We start from the raw sequence: 20,741 nt of genomic DNA, 5'->3' as shown, positions 1-20,741 counted from the left end.
GCACGGGGCACGGTGCAGACTTGGCGGCATGACCGAACGCACCCTCCCTTCCTGCCCGCCCCCGGGCCGGAGCGGCCCCCGGACCGTCCTGCTGCGCGGCGGCGCCGTCTACAGCCCCGCCGACCCCTTCGCCACCGCGATGCTCGTGGAGGGCGAACACATCGCCTGGGTCGGCAGCGACGGTGCCGCCGAGGCGTACGCCGCGACCGCCGACGAGGTCGTCGAGCTGGACGGTGCGCTGGTCACCCCCGCCTTCGTGGACGCCCACGTGCACGCCACCGCGACCGGCCTGGCACTCACCGGCCTCGACCTCACCGGCAGCCCCTCACTGGCCGCCACCCTGGCGGCCGTCACCGCCTTCGTCGACGCCCGGAGCGAGCCCGGCGGGGTGCTGATCGGCCACGGCTGGGACGAGAGCGGCTGGCCCGAGGGCCGCCCGCCCACGCTCGCCGAACTCGACGACGCCGCCCGCGGCGCCGCGCTCTACCTCTCCCGCACCGACGTGCACTCCGCGCTCGCCACCACCGCGCTGCGCACCCGCACCGAAGGCCTCGCCGAGCGGCCCGGGTACGACCCCGAGGGCCCGCTCACCAAGGACGCCCACCACGCCGTACGGCGGGCGGCGCTCGCCCGCCTCACCGCCGAGCAGCGCCGCCGCGCCCAGCGCGCCACCCTGGCCCGCGCCGCCGAACTCGGCATCGGCGCCCTGCACGAGTGCGCCGGCCCGGAGATCTCCTCCGAGCAGGACCTGGCCGCCCTGCTGGCCCTGGCCGCCGAGGGCGAGGGCCCCGAAGTCTTCGGCTACTGGGGCGAGTCGGGCGGCGTCGAGACGGCCCGCCGGCTCGGCGCGGTGGGCGCCGGCGGCGACCTCTTCGTGGACGGCGCGATCGGCTCCCGCACCGCCTGCCTGCACACCCCGTACGCCGACGCCGGGCACACCGGCACCGCCTACCTGACCGCCGGTCAGGTCGCCGACCACGTCGCCGCCTGCACCGAGGCCGGGCTGCAGGCCGGCTTCCACGCCATCGGCGACGCGGCCGTGACCGCCGTGATCGACGGCGTCCGGGCCGCGGGCGAGCGGGTCGGCGCCGGCCGGGTCAAGGCCCTGCGCCACCGCGTCGAGCACGCCGAGGCCCTGGACGACAAGTCCATCGCCGCCTTCGCCGAGCTCGGCCTCACCGCCTCCGTCCAGCCCGCCTTCGACGCCGCCTGGGGCGGCCCGGAGGGCATGTACGTCCAGCGCCTGGGTGCCGAGCGGGCCGCCGCCCTCAACCCGTTCGCCGCCCTGCTGCGCGCGGGTGTCCCGCTGGCCTTCGGCTCGGACGCCCCGGTCACCCCGCTCGACCCGTGGGGCACCGTCCGCGCGGCGGCCTTCCACCGCACCCTGGAGCACCGGATCTCCGTCCGGGCCGCCTTCACCGCCCACACCCGCGGCGGCTGGCGCGCGATCGGCCGCGACCAGGACGGCGTGCTGGTGCCCGGCGCGGTCGCCAGCTACGCGATCTGGGCGGCCGGCGAACTGGTCGTCCAGGCCCCCGACTCCCGGGTGGCCGGCTGGTCCACCGATCCGCGCTCCGGCACCCCCGGCCTGCCCGACCTCACCCCGGGCACCCCGCTGCCGACCTGCCTGCGCACCGTCGTCCGGGGCCGCACCGTGCACCAGCGCTAAACCGGATGAAGCGGCGGGCCACCGGACCGTAGGTTGACCACCATGACCGATCCGCTGGTACCCGCCGACTTCGCCGTCCCGCGTGAGCTGCTCGCCCCGGAGTTCCGCCTGGAGCCCCTGGGCGAGCAGCACAACGCCTCCGACCACGCCGCCTGGACGGGCAGCATCGACCACATCCGCGCCACCCCCGGCTTCGTCGGCCGGCACTGGCCGCCCACCGACGGCATGCCGCCGGAGAAGAACCTCGCCGACCTGCGCCGCCACGCCGCCGACTTCGCCGAGCGCACCGGCTTCACCTACACCGTCCTGGAGCCGGAGGGGGACGAGGTGATCGGCTGCGTCTACATCTACCCGGACCGTGAGGACCCGTCGGTGGTCTCGGTCAGCTCCTGGGTCCGGGCCGACCGCGCCCACCTGGACGCCCCGCTGTACCGCGCCGTCTCCACCTGGCTCTCCGAGGACTGGCCGCTCGGCCGGGTCCGCTATTCGGAGCGCTGACCAGCCGGGACGCCCCACCACCCTCACCTCACGCCCCACCGGCGTTCCGGGGTACCTTCTTCGCACAGCGTCCGAACAGCAAGCTTCAGGAAGATGGTGCGCCGGTGGCCATTCCCGTCACTCCCGATCCGCAGGAGCCGGTGCCCCGGCCCGGTCGGGGCGCCCGGGGGCTCACCAAGGTCCGCGCCGGACTGCCCCGGACCGGCCTCGCGGCCCTGGCCGGCCTGCTGCTCGCCCTCGCCTTCCCGCCGTACGACCTGTGGCCGCTGTCGCTGCTCGGCGTCGCCGCGCTCGCGCTGCTCACCCGGGGCCGCACCTTCCGCCAGGGCCTGTGGACGGGCTTCGCCTTCGGTCTGCCGTTCTTCCTGATGCTGCTCAGCTGGCTCCGGGTGGTCGGCTGGGACGCCACGGTCGGCCTGTCCGTCATCGAGGCGCTGTTCCTGGCCCTGCTCGGCGGCGGCCTGGCCATGACCTCCCGGCTGCCCGGCTGGCCGCTCTGGGGGGCCTGCCTGTGGATCACCCAGGAGTGGGCCCGCGACCGGCTGCCCCTCGGCGGCTTCCCCTGGGGCCGGCTCGCGTTCGCCAACACCGCCACCCCGTACACCCCGCTCGCCGCGCTCGGCGGCGCGCCGCTGGTGACGTTCGCGGTCGCCCTCTCCGGCGGCCTGCTCGCCTGGGCGGCGCTGCGCCTGCGCGGGCCGGGCCGGGCCCCGAAGACCGCCGCGCTGGCGGCGCTGAGCGCGGTGGCCGCGCTGCTCGCCGGCTACCTCGTCCCGGTGCCCACCGCCGCGGCCGACACCCTGAAGGTCGCCATCGTCCAGGGCAACGTGCCCAACCCGGGCATGGACTTCCTCGGCCGCCCGATGATGGTCCTCAACAACCACGCCTCGGCCACCGAGCGCCTGGCCGCCGACATCGAGGCGGGCAAGGTCCCGCGCCCGGACGTCGTGATCTGGCCGGAGAACTCCTCCGACCTCGACCCGTTCAGCGATCCGCTGGCCCGCGAGCGCATCGACGAGGCCGTGCGGGCGGTCGGCGTGCCCACCCTGGTCGGCACCCTGGTGGACGGCCCGGACGCGCAGCACGTCCAGAACGAGGGCATCGTCTGGGATCCGCAGACCGGCCCCGGCGCCTCCTACACCAAGCAGCACCCCGTCCCGTTCGGCGAGTACGTGCCGTTCCGCGCCCAGCTGATGAAGGTGATCACCCGCCTCCAGCGGGTCGCCCGCGACTTCTACCCGGGCGACCACAACGGCGTGATGCAGCTGGGCCCGGCCCGGATCGGCGACGTGATCTGCTTCGAGGTGGCGTACGACGAGATCGTCCGCGACACCATGGACAGCGGCGCCCGCGTCCTGGTCGTCCAGACGAACAACGCGACCTACGCGAAGACCGGCCAGCCCGAGCAGCAGCTCGCGATGAGCCGGCTGCGGGCCGTCGAGCACGGCCGGGCGGTGCTGATCGCCGCCACCAGCGGCATCAGCGCGGTGATCGCCCCGGACGGCACCGTCCAGCAGCGCACCCGGGAGCTGACGGCGGCAGAGCTGTCGGCGACCGTCCCGCTGCGCGACGGCACCACGGTGGCCGACCGGGTCGGCGCCGTCCCGGAGTGGACGCTGGCGATCGGAGGCCTGCTGGCCTGCGGCGCTGCGGTGCTGGTCGGACGGCGTCGCAAGGCCGCAGACCGACCGGCCGCCGGAACACCCGCCGAGCAGGAATCGTTGGACCAGTTGGTGCCGTAGCCGGCCCGGACCTCCCGTGCGGCGCGCAGAGCACCGCCTGGAGTGGATTCGTACCGTGACCCAGCAAGCGACCCCCACCCGTCCGGCCCCGCGCGGAAAGCTCCGCCGAGTGCTGCCGCTGCTGATGACCGCCTGGCTGGTGCTGGAGATCTGGCTGCTGGTCCAGGTCGGCTCGTGGCTGGGCGGCCTGGTCGTCCTGCTGCTGCTCGTCGCGGGCGCCGTGATCGGCAGTTCGCTGATCAAGCGGGCCGGGCTGAAGGCCTTGTCGGCGGCGATCGAGCAGAGCAGGAACCCTCAGTCCCAGCAGCCGCAGACCGGCACCAGCATGACGGTGCTGGCCGGCCTGCTGCTGATCGTCCCCGGCTTCGTGTCGGACCTGGTGGCCCTGACCCTGCTGTTCCCGCCCACCCGGGCGCTGTGGCGGATGGGCGGGCGCAGGGTCGCGGACAAGGCGCTGCGCAGTGCCTCCCCCGCCGGCGCCGACCCGTTCGCGGACGCGATGCGGCTGCAGGAGCAGCTGCGGATCCACCGCCCGGACGGCAAGGTGGTCCAGGGCGAGGTCGTCGACCCGGAGGCCGGCCCGAGCGGCCCGCAGGGCCCGGACACCACCTACCGCCCGCCGCTCAACGGCTGACGCGGGCCGGCGGGCCGGGCGACCGGCCCGACCGGCCCGGCCGATCCGGCCGCCCCCGACAACGCGAAAGGAACCCTGGAGACCAGGGTTCCTTTTCGTGTCTCCCGCTCGGAGCGGGAGCGAAATCAGGCGCTCTTACGGGTGTCCCGCGGGTGCACCGCGAGGTTCATCCCACCGGAGCGGAGCACGGCCAGCCGTTCGGCCAGCACCTCCTCCAACTCCTCGCGCGTCCGGCGCTCCATCAGCATGTCCCAATGGGTGCGCGTCGGCTTGACCTTCTTCTCCTCCGGCTCGTCGCCGTCGAGAAGTGCCGCCTCCTGGCCGCAGAAGCGGCATTCCCAGGTGGCGGGGATCTCTGCCTCGACCGAGAAAGGAACCTCGAATCGGTGTCCGTTCTGACATGCGTACTCGACGGTCTGGCGGGGAGCCAGATCGATACCACGGTCGGTCTCGTAGCTAGTGGCCCCGAGTCGCGTGCCGCGGAGAGCTCGCTCGCTCATGAATCGTGCCTCCCGGGCTTATGGCCCACAGGACTAGTGGTCGCTGTTCTTCGTCGTTCGGTCAACGCTCGGCTTCCGACGAAGATTCCCGTCCCGGGACATGCGTCGTCTTGTTGTGCCGCCCCTGTTTGTACCCACCTGCGCCCGATTTGTCACATCTGACCGGTGATATCACCCTAGGTGTCACCTATTTCACATCTGGTGATCGTGCGGACTTTCTGTGACGAGCGTACCGGGACGGCTTTCGACAGCGGTCGCCGACCCCGGTCCCCGGCCGGTGTTCCGCCGGGGAGCGCCCCGGGAGGCCGCCGCAGGGGCGCCGAGGAGAGCGGGAGCGCGCGGTCAGGAGATCGGACGCGAGCGGATCATCGGCTCGCCCTTGGCGAGGTCGACCGGGCGGGCCGGCGGGGCCGGCTCGCCGGGCGCGACCACCGGGGGGCGCTCCGGGCGGGGCGGCGCACCGGCCGCCGCCTCGGTGCGGGTGTCCCGGTGCGGCAGCAGGGCGATCACCGCGTCCCGCAGCTGGGCGGCGGCCTCGTCGTCCAGCGGGTCGACGGTGGCGGGCACCTGCAGTCGGACCGGGGTGCCGGTGCCGATCCGGGCGTAGCCGCGGCCGACCGGGGCGTGGGCGGCGGGCACGATGTCCAGCGGCGCGCCGAGCGCGGCGCGGCCCTCGTCCGGGCCGGCCGGGCCGAGCACCACGCGGGCCCGGGTGGTGGCGCGGACGGTCGGGGTGATCCGGTCCCTGGCCTCGATGTCGTCGGCGATCACCACGGTGACGCGGGCGGCCCGGCCGTGCCGCAGCGGGAGTTCCAGCAGGTCCTGGGGGTCGGGGCGGCCCTCGGCCTGGGCGAGCTCGCTCAGCTCGGTCGGATGGTCCAGCAGCAGCCACAGCGGCCGGACGGCGTCCTCGGGCGGGGCGCTGCCCGCGTGCCGGGCGGCGTTGAGCGCGGTGAGCCGCCGGTGGGTCTCCTGGGCGGCCCACTCCAGCGCGGCCAGCGCGCCGTGCAGGCTGGTCTCCACGGTGTGCACGCCGGGCCGGTTCACCAGGCAGGCGTGCTCGCCGGTGCCCGCGCCGTCGACCACCACCAGGTCGCCGTACGGGAGGGCCTGCAGGGCGACCGAGCGGAGCAGGCTGGAGGTGCCGTAGCCGGTGACGCCGAGGGCCAGCAGGTGCGGCTCGGAGGAGCGCGGGCCGGTGCGCCAGACCACCGGCGGCTGCTGCACGGTCGTACCGCCCTGGCTGACCGGGATGGTGCGGGCGCTGCCGTCCTCGTCGGTGAAGCCCAGCACGATCTCGCCGGGGGCGGCGACGAAGCGCTGGGCGACGATGTCGGTGGGCAGCGGGGCGAGCGAGGCGATCCGCAGCCGGTTGGACTCCTCGTCCCAGTCGAAGCGGTACTCCCGGGCCCGGCCGGCCTTGCCCTGGACGACCTGCTCGATCCGGGCCCGGGCGGCCGGCTCGGTGTCGGTGAAGTACGCGGGGTAGGTCAGCTCCAGCCGGGAGAGCCGGCCCTCGCCGTCGAACTCCCAGGCGCCGAAGGCGTCCTGGTAGCTGCCCTCGAAGCGGTACAGCGGGTTGACGTCCTCGGGGCCGCACAGGTACGGGGTGAGCGCGGCGTAGAGGGCGCTCAACTTGACGTCGGCGACGTCCGGCGTGGGCGGGGCGGGCGGCGTCCTGGGGGCCCGGCCGGCCCAGGCGGCGCTGGCCATCAGGGCGATCAGGGCGAACAGCAGGCCGTGCGGCAGCAGGTAGATGCCGACCAGCATCGCGGCGGTCAGGAAGAGCGTCGGGCCGCGGCGCTCCTTCGGGGTGGCCTGCCAGCGGGACTTGGCCCAGCCGGCCTGGTGGCGCAGGCCGCGGCCGATGACGGAGAGCGGGGCGAACATGTCGGAGGCGTGTTCCCCGGCGGTCCGGGCGACCTCGCGGCCCTTGCTGAGGTGGCGGTGGAGCGGCATTCCTTGACTCCCCGGGCGAGTGGGACGGGTGGGGGCGGGGTGGGGTACGACGGGGCCCGGGGCGGTGGGATCCGCGCCCGGGCCGGTACGGGGGAGTGGCGGCGGCTAGAACTTGATGCCGCTGAGCAGGCTCGCGAGGCTGGCGCCGCCCGCGGTGATGCTCGGGGCGATCGAGGAGCCGGCGATGTAGAAGCCGAGGAGGGCACAGACGATGGCGTGGGAGACCTTCAGTCCGTCTCGGCGGAAGAAGAGAAAAGCGATGGTGCCGAACAGGACGATGCCGGAAATCGAGAGGATCACGTTCCGCTCCTCAGGAGGGGGGACAAGCGGGGGTGTTACGGAAAGTGCACTAATCGTGACAAAAAGTAATAGATGATGGAACGGCGCAAATGGGTGGTTCCGCCGTCCAGTACCGCTCCTGACGCCGGATGGCGGTATGCGAACCGGTCTGGGTGGGGCCGGTCGCCGCGGGGATTCGGTGCGGCCAGGCATTCCCGCCGGGCGGGCGGGAGTTTTCCGGGGGTCGGCGAAGTCGCTCGAATGGCTGCGCGCCCGGGTGGCCGTGTGTCGTGGCGGGCCGGGCCGCCATCCGGATCACGGACACCGGGTGGCCCGCTCCCGCACCGGCCGCTACCGTGCCCTGGACGCAGCCCGTGACCGTCCGACGAACCGACCGGAAAGGCCGCCCGCCATGACCGACGCCGCCAGCCAGCAGCCCGCCGACGCCCCCGACGCCGAGGTGATCGCGCTGGCCGGGAAGCTGTTCGACGCCGCCCGGGCCGGGGAGACCGCCACCCTGGCCGCCTACCTGGACGCCGGCGCCCCGGCGGACCTCACCAACGACCGCGGCGACACCCTCGTCATGCTCGCCGCCTACCACGGCCACGCGGCCGCCGTCGAGGCGCTGCTCCAGCGCGGCGCCGACCCGAACCTGGCCAACGACCGCGGCCAGACCCCGCTGGCCGGCGCCGTCTTCAAGGGCGCCGAGGACGTGCTCACCGCGCTGCTGGCCGGCGGCGCCGACCCGCAGGCCGGCACCCCGAGCGCCCTGGACACCGCCCGGATGTTCGGCAAGGTGGACCTCGTCGCCCGGTTCGAGGCGCGCTGAGCGGGGACCGTAGGCTTTTCGACCATGGACACCACCGCGACCACCGCCGCCAAGGTCACCGGCACCGTCGAGTTCCGCATCACCGGCTACGCCCACGCCGACGCCCAGGCCCTGTCGGCGGAGGTGCAGCAGGAGTACGTCCGCCGGTACGGCGACCCGGACGAGACCGTGCTGCACCCCGAGGACTTCGAGGCGCCGGCCGGCCTGTTCCTGATCGCCTACCTCGACGGCCGGCCGGTCGCCTGCGGCGGCTGGCGCGCCAAGCAGGCCGGCCCGCACGGGCTGCGCGACGGCGACGCCGAACTGAAGCGCATGTTCGTGATCCCGGACGCCCGCGGCCGCGGCCTCGCCCGCGCGGTGCTGCGGCGACTGGAGGAGACGGCGGTCGAGGCCGGCCGCACCCGCTTCATCCTGGAGACCGGCACCGAGCAGCCCGAGGCCATCGCGCTGTACGGATCCGAGGGCTACGAGGCCGTCCAGAAGTTCGGCATCTACCGCGAGCACCCGCAGAGCATCTGCCTCGGCAAGGAACTCGTCGCGGCGGCCTGACTGCTCGCCCCGCCGGGTAGGCTCCCATCGCCCTGACGACTGGCCCTGGGGGGCGGGATGAGCCACCGAGCACCCGGACGAGCACCCGGAGCCGACCGGCTCCCCGCCCTGGCCGCCCCGGGCGGGGAGCTGGACGGACTTGTCCGCGCGGGCGTCCGCAGCGTCGGGGCGGGCGCCGTATGGGCCGTCGGCGACGCCGGGGGCGCCCTCGGCGGCGGCAGCCACGGCGCGCTCGGGCAGGGCCCGTACGCGCGGCTCGCGCCCGGGCCGGACACCCTGTACGACCTGGCGAGCCTCACCAAGGTCGTCGCGCTCTGGCCGTGCGCCGGGGTGCTGTGGCAGGCCGGGCGGCTGCCGCTGGACGAGCCGCTCGGGCACTGGTGGGCGCCGGCCGCCGGCCGCCCCGTCGGCGCGGTGACCGCCCGCCGACTCCTCGCCCACACCGCCGGGATGCCCCCCTACACCCGCTTCGAATCGCTCTACGGGCGCCGGCCCGCGGCGATCCGGGCCGGCGTGCTCGCCGCTCCTCTGCACCGCGAGCCCGGGACGGTCGTCGAGTACACCGACCGCGCCGCCGTGCTGCTCACCTACCTGGTCGAGGACCTCGGCGGCGCGCCGCTGGACGAACTCGCCGCGCGCTGGGCCTGGCGCCCGCTCGCCATGACCGACACCCGGTACGGGCCGCTCGACGCCGCGTCCACCGCCCGGACCGCGCCCACCGAGTACGACGAGCAGGCGGGCGGCCACCTGCGCGGAGTCGTCCACGACCCCTCCGCCCGGCTGCTCGGCGGCGTCAGCGGCAACGCCGGGGCCTTCGCCACCGCCCGCGACCTCGCCCGGTTCCTCGCCGCGGCGCTCGCCCCGCCGGCCGGACTGCCGTGGGGCGAGCCGTGGATCGAGGAGTCACTGCGCGAGCAGACCGGCGGACTGCGGCCCGCCCGCGGCCTGTCCTGGCTGTACGCCCCCGGCACCGAGCCCGCCGAGGGCACCTTCGTCCACTACGGCTTCACCGGCACCGGCTGCTGGCTCTCCCGGCGGCTCGGCCGCTGGGCGCTGCTGCTCACCAACAAGGTGCACCACGACCGGGTCACCCAGCCGCTCACCGACCTGCGCAACGCCTTCCGGCGCGCGGTGTTCGGCTGACGCGTAGCCGGGCCATCCGCACGGGCACTCGTTCGGGTGATGGCGTGCGAACCACCGTTTGCGGGGCGGGGATCGCGGCAGAGTGTCCCCGAGGACGGCACTCGGCGGAGGAGGCGCGATGACGGACACCTGCGACACCTGGGCACTCTCGGAAGAGGAGTGGCTCGCCCGGCTGGTGCGCGCCTACGTCGGCTGCAGCGTGCTGCTGACCGACGAATCGGGCAACGTCCTCCTGCTGAAGGTCAGTTACCGTGACCAGTGGCAGTTCCCCGGCGGCGGGATGGACCAGGGGGAGGGGCCCGCCGAGTGTGCGGCGCGCGAACTGCACGAGGAGACCGGGCTGGTGGCGGGGGAGCTGCGGCTGCTCGTGGTGGAGTGGCGCGACGCCATCCCCGACCAGGGTGAACACGCTCACCCCGCCGTGCAGTTCATGTTCGACGGCGGGACGGTCGAGGCGGGCGCGGCGGTCCGGGTGCAGGCCGAGGAGATCGCCGACTACGGCTGGTTCACGCCCGCACAGGCCGCCGCCCTGCTGCACCCCTGCGCGGCGCGCCGGCTCACCGGGGCCCTGGAGGCCCGGCGTACCGGCGCCGCCGCTCTGCTGCACTCGGCGGGGTACGTGGGGTGACAGGTGATCAGACCAGCGTGCTCCAGTAGTACCAGAAGCGGTTGAGGACCAGCAGCGCGATCACGGCCGCCCACAGCACCGGCAGCGCCCAGTGGTAGTGGGCCGCCTCCCGGACGACCACCCGCAGGCGCGGGCCCACCGGGATCACGCCCGCGCGCAGGTTGTGCAGCGTCGTGTACCAGAACAGCACCACCACCGTCGCCCACACCGCCATGCAGTACGGGCACAGCGCGCCGATGTCGTACAGCGCCTGGTCGGCCAGCCAGTGCACGAACACCACGCCCAGCGCGGTGCCCGCGTGCAGGCCCAGCCAGAACCAGCGCCGGTACGCGGCACCGGAGAGCAGCCCCGCGCCGATCGCCGCCAGCGCGCCGAACGCGACCAGGCCGAGCAGCGGGTTCGGGAAGCCGAAGACCTCTGCCTGCTCGGTGCGCATCACCGAGCCGCAGCTGATCACCGGGTTGATGTTGCAACTGGGGACGTACGACGGGTTCTCCAGGATGCGGAGCTTGTCGAAGGTCAGGACGGCCGAGGCGGCCAGCCCGACCAGCCCGCCGAGGAACAGCAGGAACGCGTAGGCCCGGCCGGCGCCGATCGGGGCCCGGCCGGCGTCGGGGGCGGGGTGGGAGAGGTGCACGGTGGTCGCGGCAGACATGGCAGCACACTCCGGTGGCTGACGGGGAGGGGCGGCCCGGCCGGGAGTTCGGCCGGGCCGGTGGTGCCGTGCGAATGCGGGGCGGGGCCGGGCCTACTGCAGGCCGGCGGCCTGGTTGACCTGCGCGGTGAACTGCTCCGGCGAGACCACGGCCTTGCCGCTGAACAGGGTGACCGGCCTGCCGTCCACCCTGACCGTCGGGGTGCCGGTCACCCCGCTGTCGTTGAACGCGTCGGCGACCTTGGCCGCCCACGGCGCGTAGGTGCCGTCCTGGACGGCCTTGACGAAGGCGTCGGTCTTCAGACCGGGCACCTGGCCGGCCAGGTCCAGCAGGTGGTTCACGTCGCCGAAGGCGTCCTGGCGCTCGTCGGGCTGGTTGGCGTACAGCACGTCGTGGAACTGCTTGAACTTGTCCACGCCCTCGTTCAGCGCGGCGCCGGCGGCGGCCAGCGCGGTGCGCGAACCCCTGCCGCCGAGGTTCTTGTCCAGGAAGGCCGCCAGGTGGAACTCCACCTTGACCCGGCCGTCCTCGGTGAGCTTCTTGACGGTCTCGCCGTTCGCCGCCTCGAAGTGCATGCAGATCGGGCAGCGGAAGTCCTCGAAGACCTCCATGGTGTGCGGGGCGTCGGCCTTGCCGTAGGTGATCACCGTGCCGTCCGGGCCGGTGGCGTTGGCCGGGACGACCAGCGGGGCCGCGGCGGCCGCCACGGGGGCCTTGTCGTCCTTGTGCGAGGCCGAGCCGATCGCGACGGCGGCGCCGCCCGCGAGGGCGAGCACGGCGACGGCGGAGACCGTCACGACGATCCGCTGACGGCGCTTGGCGGCCTGCTGCTCGCGGAGCTGCGCCTCCTGGATCCGTTCACGGGCACTGATGCGCTGGGCCTGCTGCTTGCCGGGGGTCTGAGCCATGGGGAAGTCAACTCCTGTACGCGGCGCGCGGGTGCGCGCGGAAAACCGCACCGGGTGCGGCGGGGGTCGGTGGACGCGGGAGTCGTGCGCACTGCCTGCGGGCGTACGGGGGCCGTTCGGCCGGGTACGGGGACGATCGGGTCCGGGGTGCCCGGGGGCAGCCGTAAGGAAACGATCAGCAGGCAGGCGCGAAAGCCGGCGGGCCACGCCGGGGTGCCGGGCTCAGCACCACGTCCTCGCGGCGCGGCCGCGGGTGGTCCGACACCGGCAGTGGCACCCGCAGCACCGGAAGTACCGGGGCCGGGAGCAGCAGGACGAGCAGGGCGCGCAGCGAACGGGCCGGCGACTCGCGCAGCGCGCGCATCGCCCGGGCCAGGCCCGACAGCGCCGCATCGCCCAGCCGCAGCCAGGCAGCGGCTGCCAGCGCGATCACCAGGTGCACCAGCAGGAGCAGCAGTTGGGTCGCGGCCGGCGCCAACTGCCCGGCGTGGCCCAGCGGGCCGGACAGCAGCGAGCCGTCCATCGAACCGCCGCCGCAGACCAGCAGGTTCACCCCGCGTGCGGGGACCTGCCCGGACAGCATCGGCCCACAGCCGGTCTGGCCCAGGTTGAAGGTGGTGTTGAGCAGCAGCTCGACCGGCACCATCACCCCGCAGACGTGCAGCATCCGCCGCTCCCCGCCGGCCAGCGCGGCCGTGACTAGGAAGACGGCGGCGCACGCCGAGGCCACCAGCGACAGCGGCAGCGGGCGGCCCGTGATGACCACCTGGCCCAGCGCGGCCAGCGGCACGGCGAGCGCGGTGAACACCGCGGCCCGCAGGGCCCTGGTCGCATGGGTGGAGGTCGTCACGCTCCGGAGTATGCCATGACGCTCACACCCGGCACGAGGGTGCCTGCGCGCTGTCCCGGCTGACCCCCGCTCAGCCGGGCGCGGGGGCGACAACCGCCGCGGCCGGACTAGCCTGGAAGCGTCCCCGGCGACCCCGACGGAGGGGCGAGCAGATGGCGAAACCCGAGACCACGGTGGGGCAGGCGGTGCTGGCCCGCATCGAGTCGCAGGCGGCGGTGCTGGCCGGCCTGGACGACGCCGTCCGGGCGGACGAGCCCGACGCGGTGCACCGGATGAGAGTCGCCTGCCGGCGGCTGCGCAGCGCCCTCCGGACCTTCCGCCGGCTGTTCGCCCCAGGCGCGACGGACGAAATGGTCGCGGAGCTGCGCTGGCTGGGCGGCGCCCTCGGCGGCGCCCGCGACCGTGAAGTGCTGACCGCACGGCTGGCCGCCCAGGCCCGCGAACTGCCCGCCCCAGGCGGCCCGGAACGGGTCGCCGCCAGCCTGGAGCGGTGGGGCGCCGCCGAGTACCGCGCGGCCCGGACCGAGGCGCTCGCCGCCCTCGACAGCCCCCGCCGCCGCGCCCTCGGCGACGCCCTCGCCACCCTCGTCGCCGACCCGCCGCTGCGCCACCGCGCCGCCCGCCCCGCCGGCCCCGAGCTGTCCCGGATCGCCGCCCGCGAACAGCGCCGCACCGCCGGACGCGTCCACACCGCCCTCGGCGCCGCCGCCGACGACCGCAACCAGGCCCTCCACGACGCCCGCAAGGCGGCCAAGCGCGCCCGCTACGCCGGCGAGACCGCGGCCCCGGAGATCGGGGCCCGGGCCGAGCGCTACACGAAGCGGATGAAGGCCGTCCAGCAGATCCTCGGCGAACACCAGGACGCCGTGGTCGCCGCCGCCGCCCTCGCCGCCCACGCGCCGACCGGCGGAGAGCCCTTCGGCTACGGCATCCTCTACGGCCGCCAGCTGGCCGAGGCGGCGGAGGCCCGCGAGCACCTCCCGAAGGCGTGGCACCGGGCGGGCAAACCCAAGCTGGCGCGCTTCGAGTAGCGGCGTCGCACGGAGCCGGCCGTCCGGCTGCCGGGAGCGGCTACACAGTGCCGAGTCCCGCCGAGTGCGCCGCGTCGCGCAGCAGGTCCCTCAGCATCGCGGTGGTCAGGCGGCCGGTGTTCGTGTTGCGGGGACTGACGTGGTAGCAGCCGTAGAGCCGCAGCGGCGGCCCGCCGTCCTGGGCCGGCAGCTCGACCCGGGCGGCGTGGCCGAAGACGGGCCGCGGGCGGGGAACCTGCCAGCCGGCGTCCGCGATCACCGGGAGCATGGCCTGCCAGGCGAAGCCGCCGAGGGCGACGATAGTCCGCACGGTGGGGCGCAGCAGCCGCAGTTCGCGGGTGATCCAGGGGCGGCAGGTGTCGCGTTCGGCGGTGCTGGGCTTGTTGTCGGGCGGGGCACAGCGGACCGGATCGGTGATCCGCACGCCGTACAGCTCCAGACCGTCGCCGTAGCGCACGGATTCGGGGCGGTTGGCGAGTCCGAGGTCGTACAGGGCGGCGTAGAGCAGGTCGCCGGAGGGGTCGCCGGTGAAGATCCGGCCGGTGCGGTTGGCGCCGTGCGCGGCCGGGGCGAGACCGACGAGGACGAGCGGGGCGTCGGGCGGGCCGAAGCCGGGGATGGGGCGGGCCCAGTAGTCCCAGTCCTGGTAGGCACGGCGCTTCGTACGGGCGGTCTCCTCGCGCCATTCGACCAGACGGGGACAGGCCCGGCAGCCGGTGACCACCCGGTCCAGCGCGGCCAGTCCGCCCGTCCGGGCGGCGGCCTCGGCGGCCGCGGCCGGGTGTCGGGGGTCTCCGGGGTCGTCAGCGGGAGAGGGCGGCGGGGCCACGATCGGCATGCGCCCGAGCCTAGGCGCCCCGCCGTGCGGCTGCTCCGTGGTCCGGGCCGCCCCGTCGTCCTGCCCCCGTCGTCCGCCGGTCCGTTCGGTTCGATCGGGCTCGGCCGGGGAGGCGTAGCGTGGAAGCAGTTGCTCCGGTGGCCCCCGGCCCGGCCGGGTCGGCGGTGGCCGGACGCACCGGTATGCGCGGAGGCCGCGAGGAGGCCGCGATGATCGTCGATGCGGTGCTGGGCGCCATCGGGGGATTGGCCGGGCTGGGGGCGATCTGGGCGGGCTTGAGCATCAGGGTGGTCCAGCAGTTCCAGAAGGGCGTGGTGTTCCGCTTCGGCAGGGTGCGCGACGAGGTGCGCCAGCCCGGGCTGGTGGCGCTGGTGCCGATCGCGGACCGGCTGCGCCGGGTGAACGTGCAGATCGTGACGATGCCGATCCCGGGGCAGGAGGGCATCACCCGGGACAACGTGACGGTGCGGGTGGACGCGGTGGTCTACTTCCGGGTGCTCGACCCGGTGAAGGCGACGGTCAACGTCCAGGACTACAACTTCGCGATCTCCCAGGTGGCGCAGACCTCACTGCGCTCGATCATCGGCAAGAGCGAGCTGGACGACCTGCTGGCCAACCGCGAACCGATCAACCAGGGGCTGGAGTTGATGATCGACAGCCCGGCGTTGGGCTGGGGCATCGAGATCGACCGGGTGGAGATCAAGGACGTCGCGCTGCCGGAGTCGATGAAGCGCTCGATCGCCCGCCAGGCGGAGGCCGAGCGTGAGCGGCGGGCGCGGATCATCACGGCGGACGGCGAGTACCAGGCCTCGCAGCGGCTGTCGGACGCGGCGGCGGTGATGAGTGCGACCCCGGCGGCACTCCAACTGCGCCTGCTGCAGACCGTGGTGGAGGTGGCGGCGGAGAAGAACTCGACGCTCGTGCTGCCCTTCCCGGTGGAGCTGCTGCGCTTCCTGGACAGCGCGACGGAGGTGCAGCAGCGGAACCTGCTGACGGCCGCCGCGGTCGCCGCCGGGGCGAAGGCCGCCGAGGAGGCAGTGGAGAGCGGCGAGATCCCGGAGGGCGAGCTCGACCAGGAGCCGCCCCAGCACGAGGTCGCGCCGCTGGAGGAACTGCTGGAGCACTCACCGCTGGAGGGCTCGGACGCGCCGGACGGGCATGCCGAGTCCGGCACCGGTGCCGGCGGCGTGCCGAAGCCGGAGCCCGGGCCGGAGGCCTGAGCGGTGCCAGGTGGCGTCGGGCACCCGCCCGGACCACGATGGACTGAGGAAGCAGGTCAGGAGGCGGACCATGACCAAAGCCAGCGACATCATGCACCCGGGCGCGGAGTGCATCCGCGAGCACGAGACGCTCGCCGCCGCCGCCCGGATCATGCGGGAACGCGACGTGGGCGCCCTGCCCATCTGCGGGCCGGGCGACAAGCTGCTGGGCATCGTGACCGACCGCGACATCGTGCTGCGCTGCGTCGCCGAGGGCCGCGACCCGGGGTCGGTGTCGGCGGGCGAGCTGGCGCAGGGGCGGCCGATGACGGTGGAGGCGGACGAGGACACCGAGCAGGTGCTGCGGGTGATGGAGCAGTACCAGGTGCGCCGGCTGCCGGTGATCAGCCACCCGGAGCACAAGCTGGTCGGCATGATCAGCGAGGCGGACATCGCGCGCGGTCTGCCGCAGTCCCGGGTCGCCGAGTTCGTCTCGGCGGTCTGCTCGGAGGAGACGCCGGCGGCGACCTCCCAGGGCTGACCCCGCCGTACGCACGCGGGCCGCAGGCCCGTCCCGGACACGGCCCCCACCCCGGCGGTGGGGGCCGTCGCCGCGTTCGGACCGCCGGGGTCTCCGGTGGCCCGGCGCCGGCCTCGGGACACGGAGCCGGTCGAGGCCGCCAGCCTTAGTCCGTCGGTTCCCGCAGGGCCCGGGCGATCAGCTCCGCCAGGTGCAAGGCCTGCCTGCCTCCGGCGAGTTGGGCGATCTGGGTGCGGCAGCTGAAGCCGTCGGCCAGCACCACCGTGTCCGGCCCGGCCGCCCGGACCTCGGGTAGCAGGACGCGCTCCGCGATCGCTTCGGACACCTCGAAGTGGCCCCGTTCGAAGCCGAAGTTGCCCGCCAGGCCGCAGCAGCCGGAGTCCAGCACCCGGTTGTCCAGCCCGAGTCGGGCCTCCACCCGGCGGTCGGCGGCGGAGCCGAGTACCGCGTGCTGGTGGCAGTGGGTCTGGGTGACGGCGGTGAGGGGGACGCGGGGGAGCGGCGCGTCCGGAGCGTACTCGTCGAGGAACTCGGCGAAGGTGCGGGTGCGTTCGGCGAGCGGGAGGCCGTCCGCGCCGAGGAGTCGGGGCAGGTCCTCGCGCAGGGTGGCGGTGCAGCTCGGGTCCAGGCCGACCACGGGGGTGTCGGCCGGGAGTCCGACGCCGGCCGGCCCGGTCGCCGCGAGCGACCGCAGGCTGCGCCGCAACACCCGGCGGGCGGTGTCGAGTTGGCCGGTGGAGTACCAGGTGAGGCCGCAGCAGACCGGGCCCGCGGGCAGCCGGACGTCGAAGCCCAGGTGCTCCAGCACCTCGACGGCCGAGCGCAGGACGTTCGGCTGGAGGTGGTCGGAGAAGGTGTCGGGCCACAGCAGCACCGGGCGCGTGCCGGCCGGCGCGGGGTGCGCGGCGCGGTGCCGGCGGTGCCAGGCGGTGAAGGTCTCCGGCGGGAAGACCGGCAGCACCCGGCGCGGGTCGATTCCGCCGAGCCGCTTGAGCAGCCCGCCGAGCGGCGAACGGACCAGCGTGTTGGCGGCCCCGGGCGCGTGCGCGACGGCCCGCAGCCAGAGCGGCAGCCAGCCCATCGAGTAGTGCGAGAGCGGGCGCGGCCGGTGCCGGTAGTGCTGGTGCAGGAACTCGGCCTTGTAGGTCGCCATGTCGACGTGGACCGGGCAGTCGCTCGCGCAGCCCTTGCAGCTCAGGCAGAGGTCCAGCGCCTCCCGGACCTCCTCGGACCGCCAGCCGTCCGGGATCGCCTCCCCCCGCAGCATCTCGGCGAGCAGCCGGGCTCGCCCCCGGGTGGAGTGCCGCTCCTCGCCGGTGGCCATGTAGCTCGGGCACATCACCCCGGTGGTCGGGTCGACGCATTTGGCGACGCCCACGCAGCGGTGCACCGCCGTGGTCAGGCTGCCGCCGTCCTGTTCGTACGGCAGGGCCAGTGGCAGCGGGCGGCGCGGGGCGGTGACGAAGCGCAGGTCGGCGTCGAGCGGGCGGGGGTCGACCAGGGCGCCCGGGTTGAGCAGGTTCTCCGGATCCCAGATCCGTTTGAACGCGCCGAACAGGTCGATGACTTCGGGCGGGTACATCCGCGGCAGCAGTTCGGCCCGGGCCTGGCCGTCGCCGTGCTCACCGGAGAGCGAACCGCCGTACGAGACCGCCAGATCGGCCGCCTGCTCCAGGAACTCCCGGAAGACCAGCACCCCTTGGGGCTCGTCCAGCGGGAAGTCGATCCGCAGGTGTACGCAGCCGTCGCCGAAGTGCCCGTACGGGACGCCGTGCAGGCTGTGCCGGCGCAGCAGGGCGCGCAGGTCCCGCAGGTAGTCGCCGAGCCGTTCGGGCGGGACGGCGGAGTCCTCCCATCCGGGCCAGGCCTGCCCGCCGCCGGGGAGGCGGGTGACGATCCCGGCCCCGGCCTCCCGGACGGCCCAGAGCTGGCGCTGCTCGGCGGGGTCCGTGACCAGGGCGACGGTGGCCGAGCGCTCGCGGCGCACCGCGTCGGCGAGTCGGCGGGCGTCCTGGTAAGCGGCCAGTGGGGTGGCGCCGCCGGTCTCGAGGAACAGCCAGCACGCGCCGGCGGGCAGCCGGTCCAGCGCGGGCGGGCGGGGGCCGGCCGCGAGCAGTGCGGCGATCAGGTCGGCCGCCATGCCCTCGGCGGTGAGCGGCCCGAACGGCAGCAGCGCGGGGACGGCATCGGCGGCGGCGCCCTCGTCGGGGTAGCCGGCCACGACCAGGGCGCGCGCGGGCGGGTCCTCGACGAGGCGGACGGTGGCGGCGAGCAGCAGCGCGCAGGTGCCCTCGGTGCCGGTGAGCGCCCGGGCGAGGTCGTGGCCGTGTTCGGGCAGCAGCGCGTCCAGGGGGTAGCCGGAGGTGCGGCGGGGCAGTCGGGGCATCCCCTGGCGGATGACGGCGAGGTTGCGGTCGGTGAACTCCCGGAGCTGCCGGTGGAGTTCGCCGGGCCGTCCGGGCAGTTCGGCGACCGCCGCGCGTTCCCGGCCGGTGAGCGGGCCGCCGACGGTCAGCTCGGTGCCGTCGGCGAGCAGCAGCTCCAGCCGCTCGACGTTGTCGGCGGTGCGCCCCCAGGCGAGCGAGTGGGAGCCGCAGGAGTCGTTGCCGATCATGCCGCCGATGGTGCAGCGGCTGTGCGTGGACGGGTCCGGGCCGAAGCGCAGCCCGTACGGCTTGGCGGCGCGCTGCAGGTCGTCCAGGACGGTGCCGGGGCGGACGCGCGCGGTGCGGGCCTGCGGGTCGATCTCCAGCACCTCGCCGAGGTGGCGGCGGAAGTCCAGCACCACCGCGCCCGGGCCGATCGCCTGCCCGCCGATGCTGGTCCCGGCTCCGCGGGCCACCACGGGCACCCGGTACCGGCGGCACAGCGCCAGCGCGGTGCGCACGTCGTCCGGATCGGCGGGCTTGACCACGCCGAGGGGCAGGTGCCGGTAGTTGGACGCGTCGTGGCTGTAGACGGTCCGCTCGGCGGTGCCGAAACGGACCTCCCCGCGCAGCACGGCGGCCAGCTCACGGGCCAGCTCGGCGCCGGGGACGGCGGACGGACGGCTCACCAGGGCCTCCCGGAGGGGGTGCGACGACGGCTGCGCCGATCATGGCAGCCGCGGCGCTCCCGGGGTACCGGGCACGACGGGGGTAGGGCGACGGGTTGTGGGGCGCGAACGGCCTACCGGGCCCGGCACGGCTTACCCGGCCCGGCGGGGGCCCGGCTCACTTCCGCCCGGTGAGCGTGCCGCGCGCGATGTGCGAGAGCTTGGCGACCTCGAACGCCGGGTAGGCGCCGCCCGCCAGCAGGGAGAACTTGACCCCTTCGCGGCCGCTCGGCCGCCGGTGGCCGGGCGGCTGGAAGCGGCGGTGGTGCTCGGCGGCCCGGTGGAAGAACTGGGGCCGCTCGGCGCGGGTGACGCAGCCGGCGAGGTCGAAGACGAACAGGTAGTGCCGGATCATCCGCACGAACAGCGCGTCGCGCACCGCGTACAGGTGCGGCTGGTCCTCCACCAGGGCGAAGCTGCGCTCGTACTGGTCGAAGAGGTCGAAGACGCTGTTGCCCGGCCCGCTCGCGGGGTGGACGGTCTCCCGGCGGCGCAGCTGGACGCACTCGCGCGCCAGCACGGCGGCCGTCTGGGCACCGAGCAGCGCCGCGTGCGCCACCGGGACCTCCTCGTAGCGGCCGGGCGGGAAGGCGAGCCCCAGGTTCTCCCAGTGGCCGCGGCGGATCAGCCGGTCCCAGACCAGCGGCGGCGCACCGAACAGCGCGGGCCGGTCGAAGGGCGCGAACACCTCGGGGCCGGCTTCGGCGAGCAGCGCCTCGGCTCCGCCGGGCCAGTCCCGGTCCTGGTGCCGGCGGGAGTGGCCGAACAGCAGCACGTCCACGGGGCCGGTCTGCTTGAGGCGGTCGGCGAGCGTCCGCAGGGCGTCCCGGGGCAGCAGGTGGTCGGCGTCGAGGAACAGCAGGTAGTCGCCGGTCGCCCGGGCGGCCCCGGCATTGCGGCTCACCCCGACCCCGACGGCCGCGTTCAGGTGCAGCACGGACACCCGCGGATGCCGGGCCGCGTACGTGTCGGCGAGTGCGCCCGCGGTCTCGGGGGAGCGGTCGGCGACCACGATCACCTCGACGTCGGCCAGGGACTGCGCGAGCAGTGAGTCCAGGCAGTCGGCGAGCTGTTCGTGCTGGTCGTAGGCGGGGAGCACGACGCTGATCAGGGGTGAGGCCATGACGCCGGAGCGTAAGAGGGCCCGCGAACCGTGGCAAAGCCCTGACGGTGCGTAATTCCTAGCAATTAGCG

The 20,741-nt window shown here is 74.9% G+C and carries 20 protein-coding genes; 11 read left to right on the top strand and 9 right to left on the bottom strand.

Translation table 11 applies throughout. The features are described from left to right. Window positions 1–28: 28 nt before the first annotated feature. The 4 genes from AC0B61_RS24950 to fxsA all read left to right on the top strand — a co-directional run bounded on the left by AC0B61_RS24950 (window position 29) and on the right by fxsA (window position 4,543). Complete coding sequence (locus AC0B61_RS24950; RefSeq protein ID WP_471742957.1) at window positions 29–1,669, top strand: amidohydrolase; 1,641 nt, start codon at window positions 29–31, stop codon at window positions 1,667–1,669. A 42-nt stretch (window positions 1,670–1,711) separates the two neighbouring features. Continuing rightward, window positions 1,712–2,167 (top strand): N-acetyltransferase, encoded by a 456-nt coding sequence (locus AC0B61_RS24945; RefSeq protein WP_471742956.1) that lies wholly within the window; start codon window positions 1,712–1,714, stop codon window positions 2,165–2,167. Between the two features lie 110 nt (window positions 2,168–2,277). Beyond that, window positions 2,278–3,909: an apolipoprotein N-acyltransferase gene (lnt, locus tag AC0B61_RS24940; protein ID WP_471743047.1), complete on the top strand. Its 1,632-nt coding sequence runs from the start codon at window positions 2,278–2,280 to the stop codon at window positions 3,907–3,909. A gap of 55 nt (window positions 3,910–3,964) precedes the next feature. Beyond that, a complete protein-coding gene (fxsA, locus tag AC0B61_RS24935; RefSeq protein WP_471742955.1) occupies window positions 3,965–4,543 on the top strand; it encodes an FxsA family membrane protein in 579 nt (192 codons plus the stop codon). Between the two features lie 125 nt (window positions 4,544–4,668). Here the strand turns inward: fxsA and AC0B61_RS24930 are convergent, their stop codons facing one another. The 3 genes from AC0B61_RS24930 to AC0B61_RS24920 form a co-directional block, all read right to left on the bottom strand. Beyond that, window positions 4,669–5,043, bottom strand: coding sequence for an RNA polymerase-binding protein RbpA (locus AC0B61_RS24930; RefSeq protein WP_355365562.1), 375 nt, complete (start codon window positions 5,041–5,043; stop codon window positions 4,669–4,671). 342 nt (window positions 5,044–5,385) lie between these two features. Continuing rightward, the gene (locus tag AC0B61_RS24925; RefSeq protein ID WP_471742954.1) at window positions 5,386–7,002 is read right to left on the bottom strand and encodes a hypothetical protein; all 1,617 of its coding nucleotides are present in this window, start codon (window positions 7,000–7,002) and stop codon (window positions 5,386–5,388) included. A 105-nt stretch (window positions 7,003–7,107) separates the two neighbouring features. Further along, window positions 7,108–7,302, bottom strand: coding sequence for a hypothetical protein (locus AC0B61_RS24920; RefSeq protein ID WP_030243350.1), 195 nt, complete (start codon window positions 7,300–7,302; stop codon window positions 7,108–7,110). Window positions 7,303–7,693: 391 nt separating this feature from the next. Between AC0B61_RS24920 and AC0B61_RS24915 the strand changes: the two genes are divergently transcribed. The 4 genes from AC0B61_RS24915 (at window position 7,694) to AC0B61_RS24900 (ending at window position 10,430) form a co-directional block, all read left to right on the top strand. Next, entirely contained in the window at window positions 7,694–8,110 is a 417-nt protein-coding gene (locus AC0B61_RS24915) for an ankyrin repeat domain-containing protein (protein ID WP_471742953.1), read from the top strand. A 24-nt stretch (window positions 8,111–8,134) separates the two neighbouring features. Next, window positions 8,135–8,659, top strand: coding sequence for a GNAT family N-acetyltransferase (locus tag AC0B61_RS24910; RefSeq protein ID WP_471742952.1), 525 nt, complete (start codon window positions 8,135–8,137; stop codon window positions 8,657–8,659). Between the two features lie 57 nt (window positions 8,660–8,716). Next, entirely contained in the window at window positions 8,717–9,802 is a 1,086-nt protein-coding gene (locus tag AC0B61_RS24905; RefSeq protein ID WP_471742951.1) for a serine hydrolase domain-containing protein, read from the top strand. Between the two features lie 118 nt (window positions 9,803–9,920). Further along, a complete protein-coding gene (locus tag AC0B61_RS24900; RefSeq protein ID WP_471742950.1) occupies window positions 9,921–10,430 on the top strand; it encodes an NUDIX domain-containing protein in 510 nt (169 codons plus the stop codon). 7 nt (window positions 10,431–10,437) lie between these two features. Here the strand turns inward: AC0B61_RS24900 and AC0B61_RS24895 are convergent, their stop codons facing one another. The 3 genes from AC0B61_RS24895 to AC0B61_RS24885 form a co-directional block, all read right to left on the bottom strand. Beyond that, window positions 10,438–11,085 (bottom strand): vitamin K epoxide reductase family protein, encoded by a 648-nt coding sequence (locus tag AC0B61_RS24895; RefSeq protein WP_471742949.1) that lies wholly within the window; start codon window positions 11,083–11,085, stop codon window positions 10,438–10,440. Window positions 11,086–11,178: 93 nt separating this feature from the next. Next, entirely contained in the window at window positions 11,179–11,994 is an 816-nt protein-coding gene (locus tag AC0B61_RS24890) for a DsbA family protein (RefSeq protein WP_471742948.1), read from the bottom strand. A gap of 175 nt (window positions 11,995–12,169) precedes the next feature. Beyond that, window positions 12,170–12,844 (bottom strand): hypothetical protein, encoded by a 675-nt coding sequence (locus AC0B61_RS24885; RefSeq protein ID WP_471742947.1) that lies wholly within the window; start codon window positions 12,842–12,844, stop codon window positions 12,170–12,172. Between the two features lie 152 nt (window positions 12,845–12,996). Here AC0B61_RS24885 and AC0B61_RS24880 point away from each other — a divergent pair, with 152 nt between their 5' ends. After that, on the top strand, window positions 12,997–13,875 hold the full coding sequence (locus AC0B61_RS24880; protein ID WP_471742946.1) for a CHAD domain-containing protein: 879 nt from the start codon (window positions 12,997–12,999) through the stop codon (window positions 13,873–13,875). Between the two features lie 40 nt (window positions 13,876–13,915). On the opposite strand, the gene AC0B61_RS24875 is transcribed toward AC0B61_RS24880, so the two are convergent. After that, window positions 13,916–14,713, bottom strand: coding sequence for a uracil-DNA glycosylase (locus tag AC0B61_RS24875; RefSeq protein ID WP_471742945.1), 798 nt, complete (start codon window positions 14,711–14,713; stop codon window positions 13,916–13,918). A gap of 209 nt (window positions 14,714–14,922) precedes the next feature. Here AC0B61_RS24875 and AC0B61_RS24870 point away from each other — a divergent pair, with 209 nt between their 5' ends. Next, the gene (locus AC0B61_RS24870; RefSeq protein WP_471743046.1) at window positions 14,923–15,933 is read left to right on the top strand and encodes a slipin family protein; all 1,011 of its coding nucleotides are present in this window, start codon (window positions 14,923–14,925) and stop codon (window positions 15,931–15,933) included. 70 nt (window positions 15,934–16,003) lie between these two features. After that, the gene (locus tag AC0B61_RS24865) at window positions 16,004–16,453 is read left to right on the top strand and encodes a CBS domain-containing protein (protein WP_471742944.1); all 450 of its coding nucleotides are present in this window, start codon (window positions 16,004–16,006) and stop codon (window positions 16,451–16,453) included. 145 nt (window positions 16,454–16,598) lie between these two features. Here AC0B61_RS24865 and AC0B61_RS24860 read toward each other — a convergent pair whose 3' ends face one another. Further along, complete coding sequence (locus tag AC0B61_RS24860) at window positions 16,599–19,508, bottom strand: FAD-binding and (Fe-S)-binding domain-containing protein (protein WP_471742943.1); 2,910 nt, start codon at window positions 19,506–19,508, stop codon at window positions 16,599–16,601. 157 nt (window positions 19,509–19,665) lie between these two features. Further along, window positions 19,666–20,670 carry a glycosyltransferase family 2 protein gene (locus AC0B61_RS24855; RefSeq protein ID WP_471742942.1) on the bottom strand — a complete coding sequence of 335 codons (1,005 nt, stop codon included), beginning with the start codon at window positions 20,668–20,670 and terminating at the stop codon, window positions 19,666–19,668. Window positions 20,671–20,741: the final 71 nt, after the last annotated feature.

Source organism: Kitasatospora sp. NPDC023385, from assembly GCF_055664045.1.
Note: the sequence above shows the minus strand (reverse complement) of the source record. Positions and strands in the feature narration are given on the sequence as shown.